Genomic DNA, 21,023 nt, shown 5'->3' with positions numbered 1-21,023 from the left:
AGCGGTAGGCCAAACGTGCAAGTTTAAGAAATCGCCAACGGACCGTGTTCAACACATGACCGGCGAATTGTCGAAACGACCAATCGCAATGGGCTCGATCGGCGTCCGCCGCACCCGGCCCCTCGTGTTTTGGATTGCGACTTTCGCGGCAATCACCGCGGTCGTGATCTTGTTGCGCGAAGTTCTGCTGCCATTCGTCGCCGGCATGGCGCTTGCGTATCTGTTCAATCCCCTGGCTTCTCGCATCGAGCGCTTGGGGGTGAACCGGCTCGTGGCCACGCTTGCCATTATCGCGTTCGTCGTTGCGCTGATCAGCATCGCGATGGTTCTGATAGTGCCCGTCATCGTCCGTGAGCTCTGGTATTTCGCCGAACACCTGCCGCTCTATGTCCGACGGGTGCATACGTTGGCAACCGATCCGGACCGACCGTGGGTAAGCAGGATCGTCGGAGAGGGACTGAACCACACCGAACGCTCGATCGGCGAGCTGACGAGAATGGCTACCAGTTGGTTCGACACCATCCTCCGATCGCTGTGGTCCGGGGGACGGGCTCTGATCTCGATCGTCTCGCTTGGCATCGTCACGCCGATCGTTGCCTGCTACCTGCTCTACGATTGGGACAAAATGATTGCGACGGTCGACAATTGGGTTCCGCCGGCACATCGTGAAACGGTTCGGATGCTTGCACGCGAGGTCGATAAGACGATCAGCGGATTTGTCCGCGGGCAGAGCTTCCTCTGCCTCGTGCTCGCGGTGTACTACGCAGCGGCATTGAAACTGATCGGTCTCGAACACGGGATCCTGGTAGGCGTCGTGGCCGGCTTGATCAGCTTCATCCCGTATCTCGGTGCGCTTTCGGGCCTGGTGGTATCTGTGTGCATCGCGATTGCTCAATTCTCGCCGGACTGGAAGCCGATTTGGCTCGTGTTGGCCGTTTTCATTGTCGGACAAGCGCTGGCCGACTACGTCCTGGCGCCAAATCTGGTGGGCCGTCGTGTGCATCTGAATCCGGTTTGGGTGATGTTCGCGCTGTTCGCCTTCGGCTATTTGTTCGGGTTCGTGGGCCTGTTGGTCGCGGTACCGCTCGCTTCCGCCATTGGCGTGCTGACGCGGTTTTCATTCCGCACTTACTATGCGAGCTCGTTGTATGCCTCGAGCGCCACCGCAGCGACGGAGACTGAGCCCTAGGCGCGCGACCGGGCGCCGGAGGCCATCGCTCGGGTTTAGCCGCGACCGACGAGATGGGCTGCGGAGCGCCAGGCGTGACGCGACAGCGCTTCGAGGCTTCGAACCGTTTCGACGCGAACGAGCGCCGCGTCGGCGGTCAGCGTTCCATTGGCGACCGCGCCCAGCGTCGCGCTGCGGTGGGTGCGCAGCATTTCGCCAAGTTGCGTCGCGCAACGCTCGAGCTCGGGCATGGCCTCGTCAGTGGAGACCGCGCGCGGACCGGCCATGACGTCGCCATGCGAGGCTGTGACCTGCGGCGATCCGTCGGCGCGGGCTGGCGCCCCCACCCCGCGCGCAATCGCGGCCGCGCTTCGCATCGCTTCTGCACATAGCTCTCCGGCGCGGATGTCCTCCGGTCCGCCAGTCACCGAACCGAAATTGATTCCGCTATTCGCCATCTCCGTCAGTCGAGACGCATGGTCGAGTGCGTGCAGTGTGCTCGTGAGACGCTGTTGCTCGTCGTCGTTCTCAGGCGGTCCGGTCACATCAGACAGGAATATCTGTGCCTGACGCAAGGCGTCTGCAGCATCCTGCACCGATGCGGTGTCCTTCCCCAGTCGGATTGGTTCAGCACGGCCGGCCAGTGCCGCCTCGATCGAACTGCATACCGTTACGAGCGCGCGTGCAATCGTTCGCCGCACCGCTTCCACCGCCACGATCGGGGTCTCAAGCGCGGAAGGGTCGAGGCACCGCGTGAGCGGCGAGCCACGCTCGGGCAGAATACGCTCGACCAGTCGCGTGAACCAGTTGATCAGCGGCAGCAGGACCACCACGCCGACAACATTGTATGCCGTGTGATACAAGGCCAGCAGCGTGACGCCATCGACGGTGCTCGAGGCGCGCACGAGTAGAGGGATGACGACGGGGAAAAGCGCCAGCGCGATAACGGCGGCGATAAGCTTGAAAAGGACATAAGCGATGGCCAGCCGCTTGGCGGTGGTGCTGGCGCCAATCGCGGCCAGGGCGGAACTCGTCGCTGTTCCGATGTTCTGGCCAATGATCAGCGCACAGGCCTGGTCCAGCCCGACCGCGCCGGCGAAGTAGGCGGACAGTGTGACCGCGACGGCGGCCGTTGACGACTGCATCAGCGCAGTCATCACCAGCCCAACCACGACCAGCACCAGCACGCCGAACAGGCTCGACCACCACCGCCCGTCGGGACCGGCGAGAACGGCAGGCAGGTCCGCCGGGTGCAATCGTTCGGCCAGCCCGCCCATGCCCTGCTGCAGGGTCGTCAACCCAAACAGCACAAGCCCGAACCCGGCCAGAGCGGCGCCCATCCCGGATATTCGCCCGCGGGCCAGAAGCTTGGTCAACGCGCCAACAAAGATCATCGGCAGCGCAGCGGCCGTGAGCGAGACGCGGACGCCGATGAGGGCGACCAGCCAGCCGGACCCCGTGGTGCCGACATTCGCCCCGAAGACCAGGCCCAACCCCTGCTGGAACGTGAGCAGACCTGCGCTGACGAGACCGATCGTCGTCATGGTCGTTGCGCTGGAGGACTGCACCAGAAGCGTGACGATAGCGCCCCAGAACGAGCCGTGCAGCGGCGTCGCCGCCGCCTTGGCTAGCACCGTGCGCAGGGCGGACCCGGCCAGCGCCTTCAGGCCGTCCGTCATCACGGTCATGCCAAGCAGGAAGAGGCCGACGCCGCCGAGTGTTGAGATTGCCGTAGACATGCGGGCTCCTGACGATCAGGCCAGTCCTGCACTCTAGCGCAGTTGCGGAGCGAGGGCAGCCGATCGTTCCGGCGGCGTCGACGCCCCTTCCTTCCACGCGGGGACGGTGGCTGGTATTCCGGGGAAGAAAGGCAAGCTTATGGGGGATTAAGGTGTCAGCCAAATCCTCGCATTAGAGGTGGGCCCAGAGTTATTGAAATGGATACGACTGTGGCAGGTGAACTCAACCTTAAGACGCTATTGAGAGATATGAAGCCCGAAATGCAGGAGAGCAGTTTCGTGTTTTGCACGATTGCGAGAGACGAGGAAATTCCCGACCGACACAGCACATCGCAGTGTGGAGGTGTGCGCAGACGAGGCCCTCGATCTCCTACGTAGATGATAGCCGCTATTGGCCCGAAGGGCAGTTCGCCTTGCTAGATTTACTGTCCTGAGACCCAAAAGACTGTCACCGGAAGCCTCAATGATTCCGTTTCGGTTATCGCTCATGGGGGACAGGCAAACTGTCGATACGCCACAAGGCCAGGGACTTGTCCGAATAGTCGCCGCTGGCTTCCGTGCAACCCTCATTGATTGTTGTATCCGGACTAGGAAACAGAAATGGAGCAGATCGAAGGTTCAGCGGCCGCCAGTCTCCATCTTCAATATCCCGGTTCTGGCGAATGCCCGGGAACGTCGTCGTCAGCAGCCATTTGCTTCCGGATCGCTTGATGTTGTCGATCGCGCGGTTGATCTGAGCAAATGAGAAATGCACGAAACAATCCCTGCACAAGACAAGATCGTGTCGTGGAATTGGGTCTTCGACGATGTCCAAGCGCCGAAATTCCCGGTCGCCCTTGCTATGCTTCAACAAATTGGCCTCGATGACTTCAGATACAATATCGGCGCCAAGATATCGAATGTCAGCCAGGTCAGTCTCAGCCATCCATGAGAAGTCGCCGCAGGGCAGATCCAGCAACGTTCTCACACCCAGGCCGCGCAGCAAATCCGACAATTCCTCGCGAAGCTTCTGCGTCGCAGTGATTTCAGAGCCGACGCCCGATACAGACGATTTTGCTCCCCAAAGATTGGTCTGATAGATCAGTTTGAAGCGCGCGCCGCGATCGAGGCCGATGAATTCTTGTCGTCGCTCAGCAAACCGCCTTTCGGCAAGTGCTGGACTACGTTCCCTACCAAGAAGGGTCACACAGGAACGAAGAAGCTCATATTGGCTTGCCGAGGTCTCGTTAAAGGCTTCGTCTCTGTTGCTGACGATATCGTCGTAGCCGATGGGACTAACGAATTGGCCCGCCGTGAAATCAACTCTGCGTCCATCGAGGCAATTGTAGAAATGCCACGCTCCATCAACGTTTGTCTTCAGGATATCTCCACCGAGGATGTCCTGAACCACCAAGGCGGTGACTGCGCATTGCCCTGCTGCCGGGTTGTCGCACTGCCATTTGCTGCTGGTCTCGGCGGACCATGATTGCTGCAGCCGTCTATAAAGATCGAGGTATGATGAACATCCGGCCGTCAAAGACAGATCCCCGTTGTGGCGGCCACCACAGTAGCGGGTGACGCCAAATGCAACAACCATTGGATGAGTGGACGCCTTCACTCGAGGCGGTTTCGTTCCGGTTGCCCGCACATTCTCGAGCTGCCTACCAGCACGTCGGCTACCGGCCCAATACCAGACTTGGCCGCTGCGATCACATGATCGATCTCGCCTTATGATGCACAGCGGACCAAGCCATCTGATTTGCTTGCGACGCACGCGGCGTCAGCGGTGGTGCGGCCTGACACGAATTATCGGGACGGTCGCAAAGTCGGGATTGGCAGCGCAATAGGCCATGCGGCCTGATGCGGTAGCCTGACATTGCTGGTAGTTGGTGAAGCTACAATCGCCGGTGCCGGCAAACTCTTCGCCTTGGAGGCAATACCGGTACTCGCTAGCTGCGACCGGGGTTACGCCAGTTGCGAGGACGGTCGCGGACGTCGCGAGAGCAAGAAGGAAGCTACGCATCTTTCTCTCCCACGTTGAAGTGCCCCACGCGACGCTGGGACCAAACGTGCGGGTTCGACGTGAACTGGCTCACATCACTGGATTAAAATTTTCGAGATTAACTGCGCAGATGCGCTACAGCCTTTTTGTGGACCGGCGGCCAAGGTGATTGCCGACTGGTGCGACACAGCCGCCACGACATCTTGGTAGACGTCCATGAAAGACTGGCGCAATCTCCTGCGTTGTCATCCTCACGAGGAGCAGTCAAATGAAGGCCATGTCAGCGCTCGCAGCATTGGTGCTTTCGCTTGCCCCGGCTTGCGGCGCACAGGCATCCACGTTCGGTCATTGGTGTGAGCGGGCGGTGAAACAGCGGATGCTGGCGCCCTCGGCGTATCGCCGGGTCAACCTCATCGAATGGCAGCAGCCGGTCTTCTTCACGCCCTATTTTGCCTGGCCTCCGCAGCAGCCGCACAGCCGCCTCGAGGCGTTCGTAGAGTATGACCTTCACAACAGGTTCGGCGTTCCGCTGCGGTCGATGGCCAAGTGCGTCTATGGTCGAGATTATTGAAGGCGGGAAACGTGACACGTGCTTTTGTCATGAGTCCTAGCACGACATGTGTCGGGACTCATGACAGTGTCTAATCAGCCAAAACGTTTCTTCGGCTTAGGAACGCAAGCGCGAGTCTTGTTTGGCCTTGATATGCCCTGTACCGCGATTCAGGTGTGCGTCGGCCAGTGCCGCTCGCGGAACCAGTTGCGATATTCCGACGACATCTTTGCGCGCTGTGCCTGCGGCGCATGCCGCTTGCACGTGGAAGCCTCCTCGCTGTTGTCAGGCGCGCCCCACCTCACCTCGACGCAGTCGTTCGGGTTATAGGCCATCTCGAAGCTCGGGGCCCGATCGAGGACCTCCTTGAGCGACAGCGTCCACTGCGAGCCGTCGCTGCGGGTGTAGGATATTTTTCGCGAGGCGAGTTCGGACGCTAGCACCCCTTGCAGCTCGTTCTTCACATCCGCGATGTCCCTGCCGTTCGGCATCGCGTAGCGCGCCCCCCGCCGCACGACGCGATCAGGATAGCCCCGCACGACGTCCATCGCGATCAACAGGCGGAAATCGCGCGCCGGCGTGGAGTAATCCTCCCAGGCTCCTGACGTCTCGAAGATCGAGGGGCCGTTGGGCATGGCCACGTCGCCAGCCTGCTTCTCTTGATATTTTCGTCCGTTTTCGACCGAGGTCACACGCGTCTTCACCTGCTCGTTCAAACTCGCGATGGCGTCCGTCATCGCTTTCACGGGATCGAGCGGCTCGGGCGACATCACGTCATCCATGCGATCGTAAAAGTCCTCGGCACTCATCTTTGACTGATCGAGCGAAAAATCGGCGTACTGCGGATTGCTGGTGATTTCGGCGTTGGCCAACCGCCGCAACGAACCGCCTTTGTCGCGCGCGATCGGCCGGAAGTGCTTGAAACCCGGGCTGCCGAGCGCAGGATCGTGCACGAACAGGAAATTGCCACGCCAGAAGCGCTTTCGCGTGATCGACCCGTCCGGCTCGGCATCGACGGCGAGGAAGACGCCCGGCTTGCCGTCCATCTCCGGCACGCGATGAACGAGCATCAACACGTGTCCATAGGGATCGGCGTACACCGTGCCCGGGCGGAGCGTCTCTTGCGCCAGCGGAACGGTGTAGAAATCGGTGTTTTCGTCGCTCGCGGCGACCCGCACGGCGCCCGTGTGCACGACGTCGCCGACATCCCGCAGATATTCGCTGAACGTCGTCGGCGGCTTTGGCTGCGGCTTCGGCGGAGCCGCAACGGGAACTGGTGTCTGGGCCGACGGGGCGCCGCCGAACATGTTCAGGATCCTCGGCGTTTGCCCAGGCAGCGTGGCGTCGGCGATCGTCGCCGGCGCGATCTCCTGTTCGGGCGGCGCCGGCGGACGTGTCATCTCCGGATGCTCCATGTCGAACCACTGGTAGCATTTGGGCGCCCTGCCGCCGGTGCCGCGTGAGCAGTTGGAATAGCCGAACGGCAGCCCGACCTTGTAGGCAAAATAGGCGCGCAGGAAGTACACGAAGTCGGCGCAGTCGGGGCGAAGGCCGGTCTTCACGTTGTCTTCGCCACGACCAAGATAGTTGAACAGGAAGTTGCGTGACCGGTCGCGCAGGACTTCATGCCAGGCTTTCCAGGACAGATCCTGATCGGGCGGCGCGTCGAACAGTTTCTCGATCCACGCCGAGAACAAGGCTTCCGTCTCGTGATTCCAGCTGTTGCGCACCTTCCAGAAGCGGCCGGCGGGAATAGCCACAGGGTCCGGCTTGCGCGCGCTCACGGAGATATCGTGTGTGATCGTGCTGCAATCCGCCGTCGGGTGGTCGAGCGCGAGCGTGGCGTGCCACGTCCCCGCGGCCGGCGCGGCGACCTCGGCAAACCAGGAGTATGGCGCACCGCCGTGCCGATCAGACGATTTGGCCGCGACGCTTCCATCGGGCGCGACCAGCGACATCACACCCTCGAGCGGCTTTTCGCTGACGATCATGACGCGCAGCGGCGCCCCCTTCCAAGGAGCGAACGGCGAGGGCAAGACCGATATCCCGACCATCTCCCCGCACGGGCCCGACGCCGCGTGGGCTGGCGATCCAACTGTTGCGAAAATGAACGCGGCTGTTGCAGCAGCAAACCGGCTGGCGAGATGCATTTTGACAACCTTTCTGGAGGAAGCCGGAACCGCATTCGGCCCTGCCGATCCCCACTCGGACGTCCGTGGCTCAGCCGCCGCTACCTTCACGCGTCGTCACTGTCCCGGCTGAGGTCAGTTGCCACTCCAGCCGGCGTAGTTTTTCAAAGCAGAAGCTGAGCATGCGAATAACCGAGGACCACGATTGTCAGGCGAAACGCCGTAGATATGGCGAAAACCGGCACGGCGCGATTTTGTGAAGTGGTTGTTGCCGCGCCGCCACGCAGAGGTCAGTGATACTGACCAATGCGGGATGTCCCTTTGTGTTCAGAAGCGGCGGTCAGGGCAGGTGCACGGCGACATCCGCCCTGGTTCGGACAGCCGACATGATGAAAGCGGAAGCGCGGTTCAGCTTAGGGGCCCAGCAGGCGACATTACCCGAAGTCATTCCTTTGACAGAGGTACACCGTTCGTCCGCCTGCCTGCGCATCGTTCGTCGCGTGTTCCAGCACGCCGAACCCAAAACGCGCGGTAAACACCTCGTATTCGGCAGGTGATAGGCTCGCGTGATACAGCGGATCGCCCCTGTATTCGCCGACGCTCTCACAGTGCTGCGGTCCGGTATTGAACATCAATATCGTTCCGACAGAGGCGTGGTCGGCAAAAACCGCAAACATTCTTCGCTGGTCGTCGTGATTAAGATGAAAGAAGCTGTCCCACGCGAGAATGCCGTCGAACCGCCGACCGAGCGACAATCGCCGCATATCCGCAACAATCCATTCTTGATCGGGCAGGCGATCACGGCAGAACGAGATCATCGTCGGTGAGGAGTCGACGCCGGTCACGCGCAGTCCTCGTTCAATCATCTGCTGCGCAACCGGTTGCCCTGGACCGCAGCCGAGATCAAGCACCGTGGCGTTCTTGGCTAGTCGGCTGATGAAGCGGTCGTGCCAGACCTTGTCGTTTCCAATAGGCGTTCCGACGGTCGCGGTCCCACGCTGCTGCGTGCTTTTCGTAGTGAGGGATAATCTGGCCGGCGAGGTCACTCATTCACAGGCGGCAGTGGGACATTCTCCAGAAGTCAGCAAATCGGTCATAAGCCGATACGGCCGCACCCTTACGGATCCAGCTCGGTGTCCCAGTACAGGTAGTCGAGCCAGCTATCGTGCAGATAGTTTGGCGGGAACAGGCGGCCGTTGCGGTGGAGCTGGTGCACGGTCGGTGCGAACGGCGTCTGCTTCGGAAACATCTTGGCCTGCTGCGTCGTCAGGTTGCCCTTCCTGAGGTTACAGGGCGAGCAGGCCGCGACCACATTCTCCCAAGTCGTCTGGCCGCCTTTGCTGCGCGGGATGATGTGATCGAAGGTGAGATCGTCGGGCGAATTACAGTATTGGCAGGCGAAACGATCGCGCAGGAAAACGTTGAAACGCGTGAATGCGGGATGCGTGGTCGGCTTGACGAAGGATTTCAGCGAGACGACGCTGGGGAGCTGGATTTCGAAGGAGGGGCTCCGGACCGCCCGGTCGTAATACTCGACGATATTTACGCGATCGAGGAAGACTGCCTTGATCGCGTCCTGCCACGACCATAGCGACAGGGGATAGTAACTCAGCGGCCGAAAGTCCGCGTTCAGGACCAGTACCGGCCAACCGCCTTGCGAGACATGTGCGTTCAAGTAACGCTCCCGGCCTCCATATCGCTGCGAAGCAGCATGTACTGACATACTACATGCAGCGTGACGGGATTGTGAAGAGCGTTGAGCCGTTTATCGTATTCCACGCTGCCATGATCCCGCCGTGATTGCCACCCGCTTGCAAGGCCCGTAAACGAGGCCGCAGATACCTCCTGCGTCGGCGGCCTCTGCAATGCTCACCAAGTCCCGCTATCTCGAGGCTCCACGCCGGCTGCGCGCCTTCGTCCGCGCGCATGAAACCAGCCTGGTGGTCCTGGCGGCACTGACCGGAACCATTGGCGGGCTGGTGGTGGCGGCCATGAGTGGCGCGGTGTCGGTCCTGCACGTCGCCCTGTTCGACCTGCCGTTCGGCGAGCGGCTCTCCAGCCAGATCAGCCTCGATCCGCTGCGCGCCGTGCTGGTTCCGAGCCTGGGTGGGCTATTGCTGGGCCTGGCCTTCCTCGCGCTGGCGCGCTGGCGGCCGAAGCGCGAGATCGATCCGATCGAGGCCAATGCCCTTTACGGCGGGCGGATGTCGTTCCGCGGCAGCGTGATCGTCGCCCTGCAGACGATCTGGTCCTCCGGCGTCGGCGCCTCGGTCGGGCTCGAGGCGGGTTATACGCAGCTCTCCAGCGGCATCGCAGCTTCGGTCGGCCGCGCCTTCCACCTGCGGCGCATCGATCAGCGCATCATGGTCGGCTGTGGAGCGGCGGCGGCGATCGCCGGCGCCTTCGGCGCGCCGCTGGCCGGCGCCTTCTATGCTTTCGAACTTGTGATCGGCGGCTATACGCCCGCGAGCCTGGCGCCGGTCGGGGTCGCCGCGGTTGCCGGCTATTTTGTCGCCCATTCCTTCAGCGTGCTGACGCTGGGGGTCGGCGTCGATGCCGCCGGCGACGTGCTGGGGCGCGACCTCGCCATCGCCGCGCTGCTCGGCGTGCTGGCGGCGCTGTTCGGCATCGCCATCATGCGCGGCGTCACGCTGTGCGAGACGCTGCTCGGAAAGACAGGGCTCTGGCCGCCATTGCGTACGGCGCTCGGCGGCTTCGCGGTCGGACTGATGGCGCTGCTGACGCCGCAGGTGATGTCCTCGGGTCATGGCGCGCTGCATCTCGGCGGCATCGTGTCCATACCGTTCGCCTTCATGGCCGGCGTGCTGTTCCTGAAAGCGGTGGCCTCGATCGTCTCGCTCGGCAGCGGATTTCGCGGCGGCCTGTTCTTCGCCACGCTGTTCATGGGCGCACTGGGCGGCCGGCTGTTCGCCGCCGGTTGCGACATGTTGTGGCCGGGCCTCCAACTCGATCCGGACGTCTATGCGGTGATCTGCATGAGCGCGTTGTCGGCGTCGGTCATCGGCGGACCGCTGACGATGTCCTTCATCGCGCTGGAATCGACCGGCAATCTCTGGCTCACCACGGCGGTGCTGGTCTCCGTTATCATTTCCACGATGATCACGCGGGAACTGTTCGGCTATTCATTTGCGACTTGGCGCTTGCATCTGCGCGGCGAGACCATCCGCAGCGCCGCCGATGTCGGCTGGATCCGCGATCTCACGGTGGACAAATTGATGCGCCGGGACATGACGACCGTGAATGCGGACGTGCCAATAGCGCAGTTCCGCAAGCAGTTCCCGCTCGGCTCCAAAACCCAGGTGGTCGCGGTCGATGGCGAGGGGCGTTACGCCGGGTTGGCATTGATCGCGGACGCGCATGCGCCCGATATCGATATGCACAACGGCCTCCTCGGCATCCTGCGCCACAGCGACGTGGTGCTGCATCCGTCCATGAACATCCAGGAGGCAATTGCGGTGTTCGACGCCGCGGAAGCGGAATCGCTCGCCGTGGTCGAGGAGGGTGCGGAACGCTGTCCGATCGGCGTTCTCAACGAGGCGCACGCGATGCGGCGTTATGCCGAGGAATCCGAGCAGCGCCGGCGCGAGGTGATCGGCGATATCTGATCGCGGCTCTTTGTTCGAGCATGATCTTCGCGCAAACGCTTCGCCATTGTCGCGAGGAAAAACCGGTCCCCACTTTTCCGGATCATGCTCTCAAGCGCGACGTCATTTGGTTGAATCGGCTTAGCCGCAAGTTCACCTCTCCCGAAGGGAGAGGTCGCGCCGGAGGCGCGGGTGAGGGGTTGCGGTCCCTCGATAGAGCAGATCCCCTCACCCGGCGCTGCGCGCCGACCTCTCCCTATGGGAGAGGTGAAAAGAGGCAGCGCCCACGGCGGATACAGTTCAACCTTAGCTCATCAAACTCTAGCTACGTTACGATCTTCTCCAGCTTCTGCAGGCAGCGCGCCACCCTTACCTCGGCCGGCATCTCGGTCTCGGGAAAGCTGGTCTTCCAGTCGGTGACGCCGACCTCGCCGACATAGATGTCGCCTTTGGAGTCGAGCGCGATGCCGTGCGGCGCCAGGAATTTGCCGGTCTCCACGCCCGGGCCGGTTTCGCCGCCGAGCCGCGCGATGCGATTGCCCTTGGCATCGACGATGGTCAGCCGGGGTCCAAGATTAGGTACCTTGCGGTTGACCGCCATGCCGGGACCGAGTTCGCCGATCACGAAGTTCGGTTGCTTGCCGCCGCAACAGCAGAGCGCGCAGGGACGGTGCAGATTGTTCCACTGCGTCTCGTATTTGCCGTTGCCGTCGAACACCTGCACGCGATGGTTCTCGCGGTCGGCGACATAGACAAAGCCGTCGGCGTCGGTCGCGATGTTGTGAACGATGTTGAACTGTCCGGGATCGGTGCCGGGCGCGCCCCAGCTCTTCATCAGCTTGCCGTCGGGCGTGAATTTGTGGACACGGGCGTTGCCGTAGCCGTCTGAGATATAGATCTCGCCCTTTGGCGACAGCGCGGTGTGGGTGCAGCGGTTGAACGGCTCTCCGCTCATGAACGGCGCGGGCTTAGCTGGGATGCCGATCGTGAGCAGCACCTTGCCCTCGCTCGAGCATTTGCGCACAGTGTGGTCGCCGTCATCGGTGCAATAGAGATTGTCATCGGCGTCGATGTGCAGGCCGTGGGCGCGGGAGAACAGGCCTTCGCCCCAGCTCCGCAGGAAATTGCCGTCGCGGTCGAACACGATCATCGGATGCTCGCCGCGATTGAAGACGTAGATGCGGTCCTTGCTGTCGACCGCGACGGAGGCGACGTCGGTGAGCTGCCACCCGTCGGGTAGCTTGGCCCAGTTCTGCACCACGCGGTAGCGATGCTCGCCGGAGCCGAGGATGGTCGACATGTGTTTTCCTCCCCAAGGTCGTTTTCATTCCGGGATGCGCCGCAAGGCGCAGGCCCGGAATCCATACTCATGATGGTGGTTATGGATTCCGGGCTCGCGCTTCGCGCGCACCGGAATGACGGTGTAAACTACGCAAACATCGCCCGCGGCCCGACGTCGCGCGGCAGCAGGCCTTCCTCGATCGCCTTGATCTGCAGCGCCAGATGCTTCGAGCCGATCCGGCATTGCGCCAGTCCGCCGGCGATCAGCCAGAGGCCCGGCTGGTGCGTGCGGGTGTACATGTTGCGGAGCTCCTGCTCCTCGCCAAAGCCCCAGATCGTGCCGACGCGGTCGGCGACGTCGGCGCCGAACAGCTTCTTCACCAGTTCCTCCTGGCGCTTGTAGCCGGTCGCGAGCACCACGAGATCGGCGGGAAGGAGTTCGCCGTTCTTCATCCTGGCGCCGGCGGCAACGAACGTCTCGATATCGGCAAACTGCTTCAGCGCGATCTCGCCTTTGACGATCAGATCGGAGCAGCCGACGTTGAAATAATAGCCGCCGCCGCGGGTGAGATATTTGAACTGCCAGCCGGTGTTATCCTCGCCGTAGTCGAGCTTGAAGCCGACGCGCTTAAGGCCCTCGAGCAGGTCCTTGTCGAGCGCTTTCGATTTCTCCGTCACCATCGCGTGGCTCTTGCGCCCCAGCTTGAGCGGCATCGACATCGCGATCAGGTCGTTGTCGTCGAGCGTTCCCTCATTGTAGGGCGCGTAGACGAGCTGCGCCGACGGCTCGATGCTGACCACCAGCGTCGGGCTGCGCTGCACCAGCGTCACGTCGGCGCCGCTGGAATAGAGGTCCTGGGCGATGTCGTGGCCACTGTTGCCGGTGCCGATGACGATGGCGCGCTTGCCCTTCCAGTTCTCGCCGTCGTCATAGCCGCTGGAATGCAGGATCTTGCCGGAAAAATCCTTCAGGCCGGGGATATCAGGCACGCTCGGAATCCCGCTGACGCCGGTGGCCAGCACCACATGGCGCGGATGCATCTGGCGTTTCGAGCCATCGGCGCCGCGCAGCGTCACCGTCCAGCGGCCGTCGTTCGCGTCGTAGTGCCCGCCCTCGAACTCGGTGCTGGTCCAGAAGTTCAGCTCCATGGCGTCGACATAGGCTTCGAACCAGTTGGCAAGCTTGTCCTTCGGGATATAGGTCGGCCAGTTCGGCGGAAAGTGCATATAGGGCAGGTGGTTGACCTGCACCTGGTTGTGCAGCGTCAGCGCGTGATAGCGCTTGCGCCAATTGTCGCCGATGCGCTCCTCGCGATCGACGATCAGCGTATCGACCTGCAACTGCTTCAGCCGTGCGGCGATGCAGAGCCCGCTCTGGCCGCCGCCGACCACGAGCACGGTCGGATCGCGGTCGGCATAGTCGGTCGACGCCTTGCGGAGGTCGAGCCAGTTCGGCCCGCGGAAGTCACGCGAATAGGCGTTGCCGCGCGGGCGGTTGACGCCGAGCTGCTCCTCAAAGCCCTTGAGCTCGCCGAGCTCGGTCAGCAGCGTCCAGGCCTTGAGCGCGTTGCCGTCGGTAGGGTCAGGGATCAGGCGGACGATGCCGCTGCCGCGACCGATCGTGGTCTCGAACTTGAACATCGCCTCGATCGCATTGGTGCCGGCCCGCATCACCTTGCGTGGGGCGCGGCGGTCGGGATCGATCACAAGGCGGCGTGGTGCCGCGCGGCCCGCATGCCGCTTCAACTCGGCAATGATGGCGTCCGCGCCGTCGATGGTCTGGATGTTCCAGCTCAGCGCCAGTATATCGCGCCAGAAACTATCGGGGAGAAAAAGGAAATTGAGCGCGCCGTCGCCGGGCTTGCGAAGTGCGTCCTCGAATCGCGCGAGCCAAGTGTCGGCGGCCACCGAGATGTCGTCGGTCTTGTCGAGCATGAGCGTTTCCCATCACGGCCGTCTCCGCGGCGTGTTCCCGTGCAGCCTATACCTATTCGGCAGGCCGCAGAAAGGTCGTGACGGGATGTCGGCTATTCCCAGAGCGAGAGAATAAGCCCCAGTTCCGGCGGCACGCGGCCGCTCAGGGTGTCGAGATAGGCTGCTTGCACCGCTGCGGGACCACGGCCTTCGCTCACCTTGAGCCATTGCTCAAGCTTCGGCGCGAAGCCGGCCCATGCGGGGCCCAGGCGCGCCTCGATTCCGCCCGGTCCCCACTCCTTGGCACGTCTACGGATCTGCTCGGGCGCCGAGAACCAGCTCGGCTTGGCGCCCGGCAACTCCGGCTCGCTCTCGGAGGAGAGTCGATGCGTCAGTCCGACGCGCCCGGAATATTTCATCTGCGCGCCGAAGTGCCGGTGCAGCACCTCGCACAAGCCGCTGTTGCCGGCCATGTCGACGAACGCCGCCGGCCGATCGGCAGCCAGCGACGCGACGCGATCATAGGTGATGACCTCGTCGTAGCAGCCGAGCAATGTCACGAAGTTGGTATTTGCCCCCGACGTCAGGCCGATCACCTTGATGCCTCTGGAGTGCAAGAGATGCGCGAGCCCGAAGGCGGTCTTGCTGGAGGCGGAGGAGAGCATCACGCTTTCCGCGCCGAAAAACCCGTTCTCGGCGAGGAAGTCGTCGACCAGGAACGACAGCATGAACAATGGCCGCAGCAAGGCCTGGTAGTCGCCCTGCCGTCCGGCAAAGGCCGGATTGCCGCTCACACGTGCATAGGCATTGTAGACCGGCGCCACGCCCTGCCGATGTGCGGCGCCGTCGCGCAGGCCGCGCTTGCTGACTTCGGCGGCCTCGATCACAAGGTGCGTCGCCATCGGGAAATACCCGAACAACCGTTCACCCTCGGCAACGTTCGGATGGCGGGAGGCGATGACCTCGCCAAATCCCCACACCGGAATGTTGCCGAACCCATCCGGTGCAGGAAAGAGCTGCCAGTATTTCAGCTCGTCGCCGAGCACCGCATAGGTGATGTTGTTGGCGGTCAGCGCAAAGCGCGTCACCTTGACCAGCAATGTCTCGCTTGGAAGCACGGCGGCATCGGGCACCGTCTGCTCGATGAATTTGCATTGCTTGAGATCGTTGCGGGCGACGACGAAGTCGGTCGATGTCATGGCGGCGGCTCCGGCTCGTGACGTGCCGCCATCTTTGCGTCGGGCGATGGACGTTTTGCAACGGCAACATAGTTTAAAACGCTGTTCGCTTCCGGCGGCTGCGATGAAGCGGACGCCGGCCTGACAAGCCGTTTGAAATTGTGGACCCGAGGAAGACACGGGGCCACCTTTTTTGCCCTGAACGCCGTCAGCATGAACGCGACAGCAGTGCTAACGACATGAATCAGCATGCGCGTCCTCAACGTTAAGCGGAACGCGGCAGCGGAATGGCAGAAGAGAAGACGTTGTCGGGATCGTAGCGATGCTTGATCTCCATCAGCCGCCCGGCATTGCCGCCGTAGCTCTGTCTCGCGCGATCGAGTTCATCCTTGCCGAGAAAGTTCGGATAACCGCCGGGTAGCGCTGAGGCGAAGCGCTCGCGCGTTGAGCGCGTCCAGTGCAGGTGCCGCGGCCAGTCGCTGGCGTTGGAGCGATCCGGAAAGCTTGCCAGGATTTCGACCAGCAGGTGATCGCGACGCAGTCCGAACGCCGTCGCAGCCTCCGCGACGCGGGACGCCGCGCCGCGGAATTCGTGGGTAATGATCGCACATCCCGGCGAGACCGCGTTTTCCATCGCGTGGATGAACACGTCGATGGCGTCGCGGTCGAGCGCCGGCAGCCAGCAACTGTCCATCACGGTCTGCAATCCGCTCGCGATGTAGGGATCGAACATGCCGAGCAGGGCTGCGTAGGATTGCCGCTCGATTCCGCCCGCAAGCAGCGTTCCCAACCGCGCGAACGGCTGAAGCCCTGCTTCACCTTGTTCGGGCCGGCCGCTCCAGGTTGGAATGACCAGGACCACGATCGCGCCGCTTGGACCGACCATGAGCGTGTGCTGCACCGTCAACTCATCCGGCGCCGACGCCATCAATGCGCCGCATCGTTCGAGCACCGCGCGGGCCTCGGAAAAGGGATAGACGAGCATGCCGGAATGGACGCTCGGCAGTTCATGGACGCGATGACGCATCGCCGTCACCACGCCGAAATTGCCGCCGCCGCCACACAGCGCCCAGAACAGATCTGCGTTGCTCTCGCTGTCGGCATGCACGATGCGGCCGTCGGCCAGCACGATCTCGGCGGCGAGCATGTTGTCGATCGCCAGTCCGAAGCGTCCGATCAGCGGACCATAGCCGCCGCCGAGCGTGAGTCCGGCGATCCCGACGCTCGAAACCGATCCCGCCACCACCGCCAGCCCGTGTGGATCGGTGACAGCTATGACATCGGCGGCGCGGGCGCCGCCCGCAATCGAGGCGCTGCGGCGGTCGGCACTCAGCACCACCTTGCGCATGCCGCTCAGGTCGATCACCGCGCCGTCGCAGAGCGCACGGCCCGCCCAGTCGTGGCCACCGCCGCGGACCGACAGTGGCAGCTCGCGCTCGCGCGCAGCCCGGATTGCATCCTGGACATCCCCAGCGGTTCGGCAATGCACGACCGCACCGGGCGCGATGCCGACCTGCTTGGCCCAGATACTGGTCGCCGCCGCATAGCGATCATCGCCGGGCAATGACACCAGCCCGGGCAAGTCCTCGCTCAGGCCGCAAACGGCGGCATCGATCGTAGCAGACATGGCTTCACTCTCCTGTGATCGGCGCGAGCGGAGTGCTCGGCGTGTCTGCCGATTTACGGAGAAGCGGGCCCTGCGTTCGTGAAGATTCCTGCGGTTTTGCTGGTTCGCTCAGGTAAACTCGGAGGGCGCGACGCCGTACACGCGTCGGACCCATCGCGACAAATGGCTCTGATCTGCAAACCCGGTGTCGACAGCGATTTCCGCGAGACCCATTCGTCCTTCGCGCATATGCCGCGCCGCCGCCTGCAGGCGGAGATGGACCACGTAGCGATACGGCGTCATGCCGACCGATCGAGTGAATACGCGCGAGAAATGGAACGAGCTGCGGCCGGCGAGTGCGGCCAGATCGGCGACCTCGATCGGCTCGGCGAGATTGATCAGCACATAGTCTCTGATCCGCTGCAGCGCGCGTTGACCGAGCCGGCCGCGAACTGGGCGTCGCGGCGTCGACGTATAGTGGGAGACTAGGCGGCCGATGAAGCGGCTCGCGGCTTCGCTCCAGAACAGCGGACCATTGGGATAGCCTTGCGCACTCTCCGCGGCCAGCGACTGCGCCGCCTGCTGAAGCGTTTGGTCGTACCCCGACAGCCGTTCCGGCAGCTCTGCTTCGAGCGCGTAATCTTCCGCGGCCGCAAGCGCAAGCTGGGTCGGCTTGACCGCGACCAGCAGCATATCGGCGGTGCCGTCGGCATCGGCGGACGAGTCAATGCCGGCCGGACAGATCGCGAGCGCGCCGTGGGTCGTCTCGTGCCGAAGCTGCCGTCCGGCTATTCGGCAATCGAGCTGCAGATGGGGTGACATCTGAACGAAGACGAGGTGCTGATCCGGTGTGGCGTTGAAATGCGCCCCGCCGTCGAACAGCGCCCGGAACACCCGCACGCCGCTTTCGCCCGCCGGACCGTCCGCTTGGGACGTCGTCGGCGGGCTGCCATCCTTCTGAGCCCAGCGCACCTGACCGAACTTCGTCACGCCGATCGCGCTCCATTGGCAACGCATGAAACAACGTTGCTAGGTTGGGCGCGGATGGAGGCTGCGAAAGGGCGGCGAAGCCGTTCCTAACGCACACGTGAAAAGGCGTGAGAGCGCATTTGCCTCGGCCGCATCAAACGGCTGCGCGGAGCGTGCCTTCGCGATGCAGATCGCGCAGCTTGCGCTTGAAGATCTTGCCGGTGGCTTCGCGCGGCAGCGCGTCCATGAACTGGATGTCCTTCGGCACCTTGAAGTTGGCAAGTTTGCTGCGCAGAAAATCCTGCACGGCGGCGACCGACAGCGTCGCGCCCGGCTCGGGCTCGATGCAGGCGAACAGCCGCTCGCCATATTCGTCGTCGGCGACGCCGAACACCGCGCAGTCGCGCACGCCTTCCATGCCGATCAGCGCGTTCTCGATCTCGGCGGGATAGATGTTGACGCCGCCCGAGATCACCATGTCGCGCTTGCGGTCGCACAGGAACAGATAGCCGTCCGCATCGAGATAGCCGACGTCGCCGACGCTGACGAGGCCTTCACGCCCGGCCTCGGCGCGCGCCTTGGCATTGCCGTGATAGTCGAAATCCGGGATTGCCGTCTGCCGCATGAAGATCTCGCCGGGCTCGTTGACGTCGCATTCCGTCCCGTCGGAGCGGAAGATCTTGACGATGCCGCCTTCGATCACGCGGCCGACGGTGCCGGGCTTTGCCAGCGCCTCTGTCGCCGAATGCCAGATCGGGATCCCGGTCTCGGTGGAGCCCAGATACTCGTTCACCACCAGTCCCCACCAGTCGATCATCGCGCGCTTCACATCCTGCGGACAGGGCGCGGCGCCGTGAATGATGAAGCGCAGCGAGGAGACGTCGTAGCGTCGTCTCGTTTCCTCCGGCAGCCGCAGCAGCCGCACGAACATCGTCGGCACCATGTGCATGTGGGTGACGCGGTGGCGCTCGACGAGCTGCAGCAGATCCTCGGGATCGAAGCGCGGTTCGAGCACGATGGTGCAGCCGCTGCGGAACGCCAGCATGCCGTAGCTGTGCGGCGCCGAATGATACATCGGCCCGTTCATCAGAACGATCTGGTTGTCGTTCGGCTTGATGCCGTAGGCGATCGCGCTGACGCGGGCGGCCGCGGCCTGCAGTTCGGGCGGCATCGGCTTGCGCCGCACGCCCTTGGGCTGGCCTGTGGTGCCCGAGGTGTAGAACATTGGTGAAGCGCCGATCGGGGCATCGGTCAAGGGCGCATGGGTGTCGCGCCAGCGGTCCCAGTCGGTCAGGCCGTCGGGTACCTGCGCCACCGCCGGCGAGACGCCATAGGCCGCGGCGATCTCGGGCGGTGTCGCTACGACCAGAAGCTTGAGCCCGGCGGGCAGCCCGTCGCGTATCTGCGGCAACAGGTCGGCATGACAGATCAGGACGTCCGCGCCGCTATCGGCGAGGATATAGGCGACCTCGTCGGCCTTCAGGTGCCAGTTGACCGGTACGATTGGGCTGCCGAGCGCGGCGGAGGCGGCCACCGCCTCGAACAGCGCAAAATCGTTGCGCAACATCATCGCGACCGGCTGGCCATCGCGCACGCCCAGCGCCCGCAACCCGGATGCTGCGCGGCCGATGCGCTCGTTGATCTCGCCATAGCCGATCCGGCGTTCACCGCTGATGATCATTCTCACACCCTCAATCTATCGCGACAGGCCTAGCGGTCGTCCAGGATCTCGCCGAAAGCGACCCAGCTCTTGCCGTTGAAGCGTCGCAACTGCAACTGCTGGAACGGCAGGTAATCATCCGGACCGGTCGTAACGGTCATTCCCGGCAACAATAGCGGCAGCTTGACCTCGCGCAGCGACGTCGCCTGGCGCAGGATGTTGTCGCGGCTGAAATCGTCCTTGCATGCCCTGAGCGCGGCCATCAGAAGTGTCGCATAGTGGTAGCCGGCGGCGTAGTTCGAATTGTTCAGGTCGGCATTCGGCAGATACTGCTTCATGAACGCAAAATATTGTTTCACACCTGCGTCATCGGCCCACTGCACATCCATCGTGTCCTTTTGATTGCTCGAGGAGATCAGGCCGACTGCATTCTCCAGTCCCGCCGGCTCCAGGAACGAGATCGAGGAGGCCGAGGTCGGCACGAAGAACAGTTCGGGCTTCCAGCCGAGCTCGGCCACGCCCTTGATCGACTGCGAGGTAAATTTCCCAAGCACGACGGCGAACAGCACGTTGGCGCCGGAGGCCTTGAATGTCGCGAGCTGCGAACTGATTGTCGGCGCGCTGGTCTCATAGCTCGCCTCCGCGACAATCATATTGGCGGCCTTGGGTCCGAGCGCGCGCTTGAAGCCGGCGGCATAGTCGCGGCCGAAATCGTCGTTCTGGGAGAGGATAGCGATCCTGGCGTCGGGCTTGGCCTGCAACACATATTTGGCATACACGATGCCCTCGGATTCGTAGGCGGCCATGCCGGGCATGGTCCAGGGAAAGTTCTTCGGGTCGGCCCATTTGGTGGCGCCGCTCAAGAGGAACAGTTGCGGGACCTTCTTGCCGTTGAGGTAGCGGTGCACGGCGCTGTTGGTCGCGGTGCCGAGCGAACCGAATATCATCTGCACCTCTTCCTGCTCGACCAGCTTGCGGGTCTGCTCGACCGTCTTGGGCGGAGAGTAGGCGTCGTCCATCGTGATGAACTTCACCTTGCGGCCGTTGATGCCGCCTTCGGCATTGACCTTGGCAAAGAAGGCTTCCTGCGTCCGCCCGATGATGCCGAAGCCGGACAGCGGACCGCTATAGGGCAGGGTCTGCCCGATGCGGATGTCTTCCTTGTCCTCGGCGAAGGCCGTTGCGATCGCGCCCAAGGTAAACAGAACGGCCAATGCGTGCCGCAGCTTCATGGTCTCTCTCC

General features: G+C 63.0%; 17 protein-coding genes. 4 read left to right on the top strand and 13 right to left on the bottom strand.

What is annotated here, in order from left to right; all coding sequences use genetic code 11:
• The first annotated feature begins 67 nt into the window (after window positions 1–67).
• Window positions 68–1,189, top strand: coding sequence for an AI-2E family transporter (locus tag AC5ZG1_RS31695; protein WP_496135146.1), 1,122 nt, complete (start codon window positions 68–70; stop codon window positions 1,187–1,189).
• A gap of 35 nt (window positions 1,190–1,224) precedes the next feature.
• Here the strand turns inward: AC5ZG1_RS31695 and AC5ZG1_RS31690 are convergent, their stop codons facing one another.
• Window positions 1,225–2,907 (bottom strand): Na/Pi cotransporter family protein, encoded by a 1,683-nt coding sequence (locus AC5ZG1_RS31690; RefSeq protein ID WP_496135145.1) that lies wholly within the window; start codon window positions 2,905–2,907, stop codon window positions 1,225–1,227.
• 198 nt (window positions 2,908–3,105) lie between these two features.
• On the opposite strand from AC5ZG1_RS31690, the gene AC5ZG1_RS31685 reads away from it, so the two are divergent.
• Window positions 3,106–3,285, top strand: coding sequence for an ACT domain-containing protein (locus tag AC5ZG1_RS31685; RefSeq protein ID WP_130229109.1), 180 nt, complete (start codon window positions 3,106–3,108; stop codon window positions 3,283–3,285).
• A 100-nt stretch (window positions 3,286–3,385) separates the two neighbouring features.
• Here the strand turns inward: AC5ZG1_RS31685 and AC5ZG1_RS31680 are convergent, their stop codons facing one another.
• Both AC5ZG1_RS31680 and AC5ZG1_RS31675 read right to left on the bottom strand, forming a co-directional pair.
• Entirely contained in the window at window positions 3,386–4,483 is a 1,098-nt protein-coding gene (locus AC5ZG1_RS31680) for a class I SAM-dependent methyltransferase (RefSeq protein ID WP_496135144.1), read from the bottom strand.
• A 183-nt stretch (window positions 4,484–4,666) separates the two neighbouring features.
• The gene (locus AC5ZG1_RS31675; protein WP_496135143.1) at window positions 4,667–4,909 is read right to left on the bottom strand and encodes a DUF3551 domain-containing protein; all 243 of its coding nucleotides are present in this window, start codon (window positions 4,907–4,909) and stop codon (window positions 4,667–4,669) included.
• 247 nt (window positions 4,910–5,156) lie between these two features.
• Here AC5ZG1_RS31675 and AC5ZG1_RS31670 point away from each other — a divergent pair, with 247 nt between their 5' ends.
• Window positions 5,157–5,459 carry a hypothetical protein gene (locus tag AC5ZG1_RS31670; protein WP_496135142.1) on the top strand — a complete coding sequence of 101 codons (303 nt, stop codon included), beginning with the start codon at window positions 5,157–5,159 and terminating at the stop codon, window positions 5,457–5,459.
• Window positions 5,460–5,608: 149 nt separating this feature from the next.
• Here the strand turns inward: AC5ZG1_RS31670 and AC5ZG1_RS31665 are convergent, their stop codons facing one another.
• The 3 genes from AC5ZG1_RS31665 to AC5ZG1_RS31655 form a co-directional block, all read right to left on the bottom strand.
• Window positions 5,609–7,588, bottom strand: a complete 1,980-nt coding sequence (locus AC5ZG1_RS31665) for a hypothetical protein (protein WP_496135141.1) — start codon at window positions 7,586–7,588, stop codon at window positions 5,609–5,611.
• A 413-nt stretch (window positions 7,589–8,001) separates the two neighbouring features.
• Window positions 8,002–8,613 (bottom strand): class I SAM-dependent methyltransferase, encoded by a 612-nt coding sequence (locus tag AC5ZG1_RS31660; RefSeq protein WP_496135139.1) that lies wholly within the window; start codon window positions 8,611–8,613, stop codon window positions 8,002–8,004.
• 71 nt (window positions 8,614–8,684) lie between these two features.
• Window positions 8,685–9,242, bottom strand: a complete 558-nt coding sequence (locus AC5ZG1_RS31655) for an HNH endonuclease (protein ID WP_028163793.1) — start codon at window positions 9,240–9,242, stop codon at window positions 8,685–8,687.
• A 190-nt stretch (window positions 9,243–9,432) separates the two neighbouring features.
• Here AC5ZG1_RS31655 and AC5ZG1_RS31650 point away from each other — a divergent pair, with 190 nt between their 5' ends.
• Window positions 9,433–11,193, top strand: coding sequence for a chloride channel protein (locus AC5ZG1_RS31650; protein WP_496135138.1), 1,761 nt, complete (start codon window positions 9,433–9,435; stop codon window positions 11,191–11,193).
• Window positions 11,194–11,497: 304 nt separating this feature from the next.
• Here the strand turns inward: AC5ZG1_RS31650 and AC5ZG1_RS31645 are convergent, their stop codons facing one another.
• From AC5ZG1_RS31645 to AC5ZG1_RS31615, 7 genes are all read right to left on the bottom strand, one after another.
• Complete coding sequence (locus tag AC5ZG1_RS31645) at window positions 11,498–12,472, bottom strand: peptidyl-alpha-hydroxyglycine alpha-amidating lyase family protein (RefSeq protein ID WP_496135137.1); 975 nt, start codon at window positions 12,470–12,472, stop codon at window positions 11,498–11,500.
• Between the two features lie 128 nt (window positions 12,473–12,600).
• Window positions 12,601–14,388, bottom strand: a complete 1,788-nt coding sequence (locus tag AC5ZG1_RS31640) for an NAD(P)/FAD-dependent oxidoreductase (RefSeq protein ID WP_496135136.1) — start codon at window positions 14,386–14,388, stop codon at window positions 12,601–12,603.
• A 92-nt stretch (window positions 14,389–14,480) separates the two neighbouring features.
• Window positions 14,481–15,566: a DUF2855 family protein gene (locus AC5ZG1_RS31635; RefSeq protein ID WP_130229743.1), complete on the bottom strand. Its 1,086-nt coding sequence runs from the start codon at window positions 15,564–15,566 to the stop codon at window positions 14,481–14,483.
• Window positions 15,567–15,810: 244 nt separating this feature from the next.
• Complete coding sequence (locus AC5ZG1_RS31630; RefSeq protein ID WP_456640890.1) at window positions 15,811–17,172, bottom strand: FAD-binding oxidoreductase; 1,362 nt, start codon at window positions 17,170–17,172, stop codon at window positions 15,811–15,813.
• 108 nt (window positions 17,173–17,280) lie between these two features.
• Complete coding sequence (locus AC5ZG1_RS31625; RefSeq protein ID WP_456640891.1) at window positions 17,281–18,141, bottom strand: helix-turn-helix domain-containing protein; 861 nt, start codon at window positions 18,139–18,141, stop codon at window positions 17,281–17,283.
• A gap of 133 nt (window positions 18,142–18,274) precedes the next feature.
• Window positions 18,275–19,801, bottom strand: a complete 1,527-nt coding sequence (locus AC5ZG1_RS31620; protein WP_496135135.1) for an acyl-CoA synthetase — start codon at window positions 19,799–19,801, stop codon at window positions 18,275–18,277.
• A 29-nt stretch (window positions 19,802–19,830) separates the two neighbouring features.
• The gene (locus tag AC5ZG1_RS31615) at window positions 19,831–21,012 is read right to left on the bottom strand and encodes an ABC transporter substrate-binding protein (RefSeq protein ID WP_496135134.1); all 1,182 of its coding nucleotides are present in this window, start codon (window positions 21,010–21,012) and stop codon (window positions 19,831–19,833) included.
• Between the last annotated feature and the right edge of the window lie 11 nt (window positions 21,013–21,023).

Source organism: Bradyrhizobium sp. Leo78, assembly GCF_059512425.1.
The sequence above is the reverse complement of the archived record's forward strand: the minus strand, read 5'-3'. Positions and strand labels throughout refer to the sequence as shown.

Excerpts from the sequence above, each read along its gene's own strand:
- AC5ZG1_RS31690 (WP_496135145.1), bottom strand. The coding sequence starts at position 2,907 with ATGTCTACGGCAATCTCAACACTCGGCGGCGTCGGCCTCTTCCTGCTT.
- AC5ZG1_RS31685 (WP_130229109.1), top strand. The coding sequence starts at position 3,106 with ATGGATACGACTGTGGCAGGTGAACTCAACCTTAAGACGCTATTGAGA.
- AC5ZG1_RS31680 (WP_496135144.1), bottom strand. The coding sequence starts at position 4,483 with ATGGTTGTTGCATTTGGCGTCACCCGCTACTGTGGTGGCCGCCACAAC.
- AC5ZG1_RS31675 (WP_496135143.1), bottom strand. The coding sequence starts at position 4,909 with ATGCGTAGCTTCCTTCTTGCTCTCGCGACGTCCGCGACCGTCCTCGCA.
- AC5ZG1_RS31670 (WP_496135142.1), top strand. The coding sequence starts at position 5,157 with ATGAAGGCCATGTCAGCGCTCGCAGCATTGGTGCTTTCGCTTGCCCCG.
- AC5ZG1_RS31665 (WP_496135141.1), bottom strand. The coding sequence starts at position 7,588 with ATGCATCTCGCCAGCCGGTTTGCTGCTGCAACAGCCGCGTTCATTTTC.
- AC5ZG1_RS31650 (WP_496135138.1), top strand. The coding sequence starts at position 9,433 with ATGCTCACCAAGTCCCGCTATCTCGAGGCTCCACGCCGGCTGCGCGCC.
- AC5ZG1_RS31645 (WP_496135137.1), bottom strand. The coding sequence starts at position 12,472 with ATGTCGACCATCCTCGGCTCCGGCGAGCATCGCTACCGCGTGGTGCAG.
- AC5ZG1_RS31640 (WP_496135136.1), bottom strand. The coding sequence starts at position 14,388 with ATGCTCGACAAGACCGACGACATCTCGGTGGCCGCCGACACTTGGCTC.
- AC5ZG1_RS31635 (WP_130229743.1), bottom strand. The coding sequence starts at position 15,566 with ATGACATCGACCGACTTCGTCGTCGCCCGCAACGATCTCAAGCAATGC.
- AC5ZG1_RS31630 (WP_456640890.1), bottom strand. The coding sequence starts at position 17,172 with ATGTCTGCTACGATCGATGCCGCCGTTTGCGGCCTGAGCGAGGACTTG.
- AC5ZG1_RS31620 (WP_496135135.1), bottom strand. The coding sequence starts at position 19,801 with ATGATCATCAGCGGTGAACGCCGGATCGGCTATGGCGAGATCAACGAG.
- AC5ZG1_RS31615 (WP_496135134.1), bottom strand. The coding sequence starts at position 21,012 with ATGAAGCTGCGGCACGCATTGGCCGTTCTGTTTACCTTGGGCGCGATC.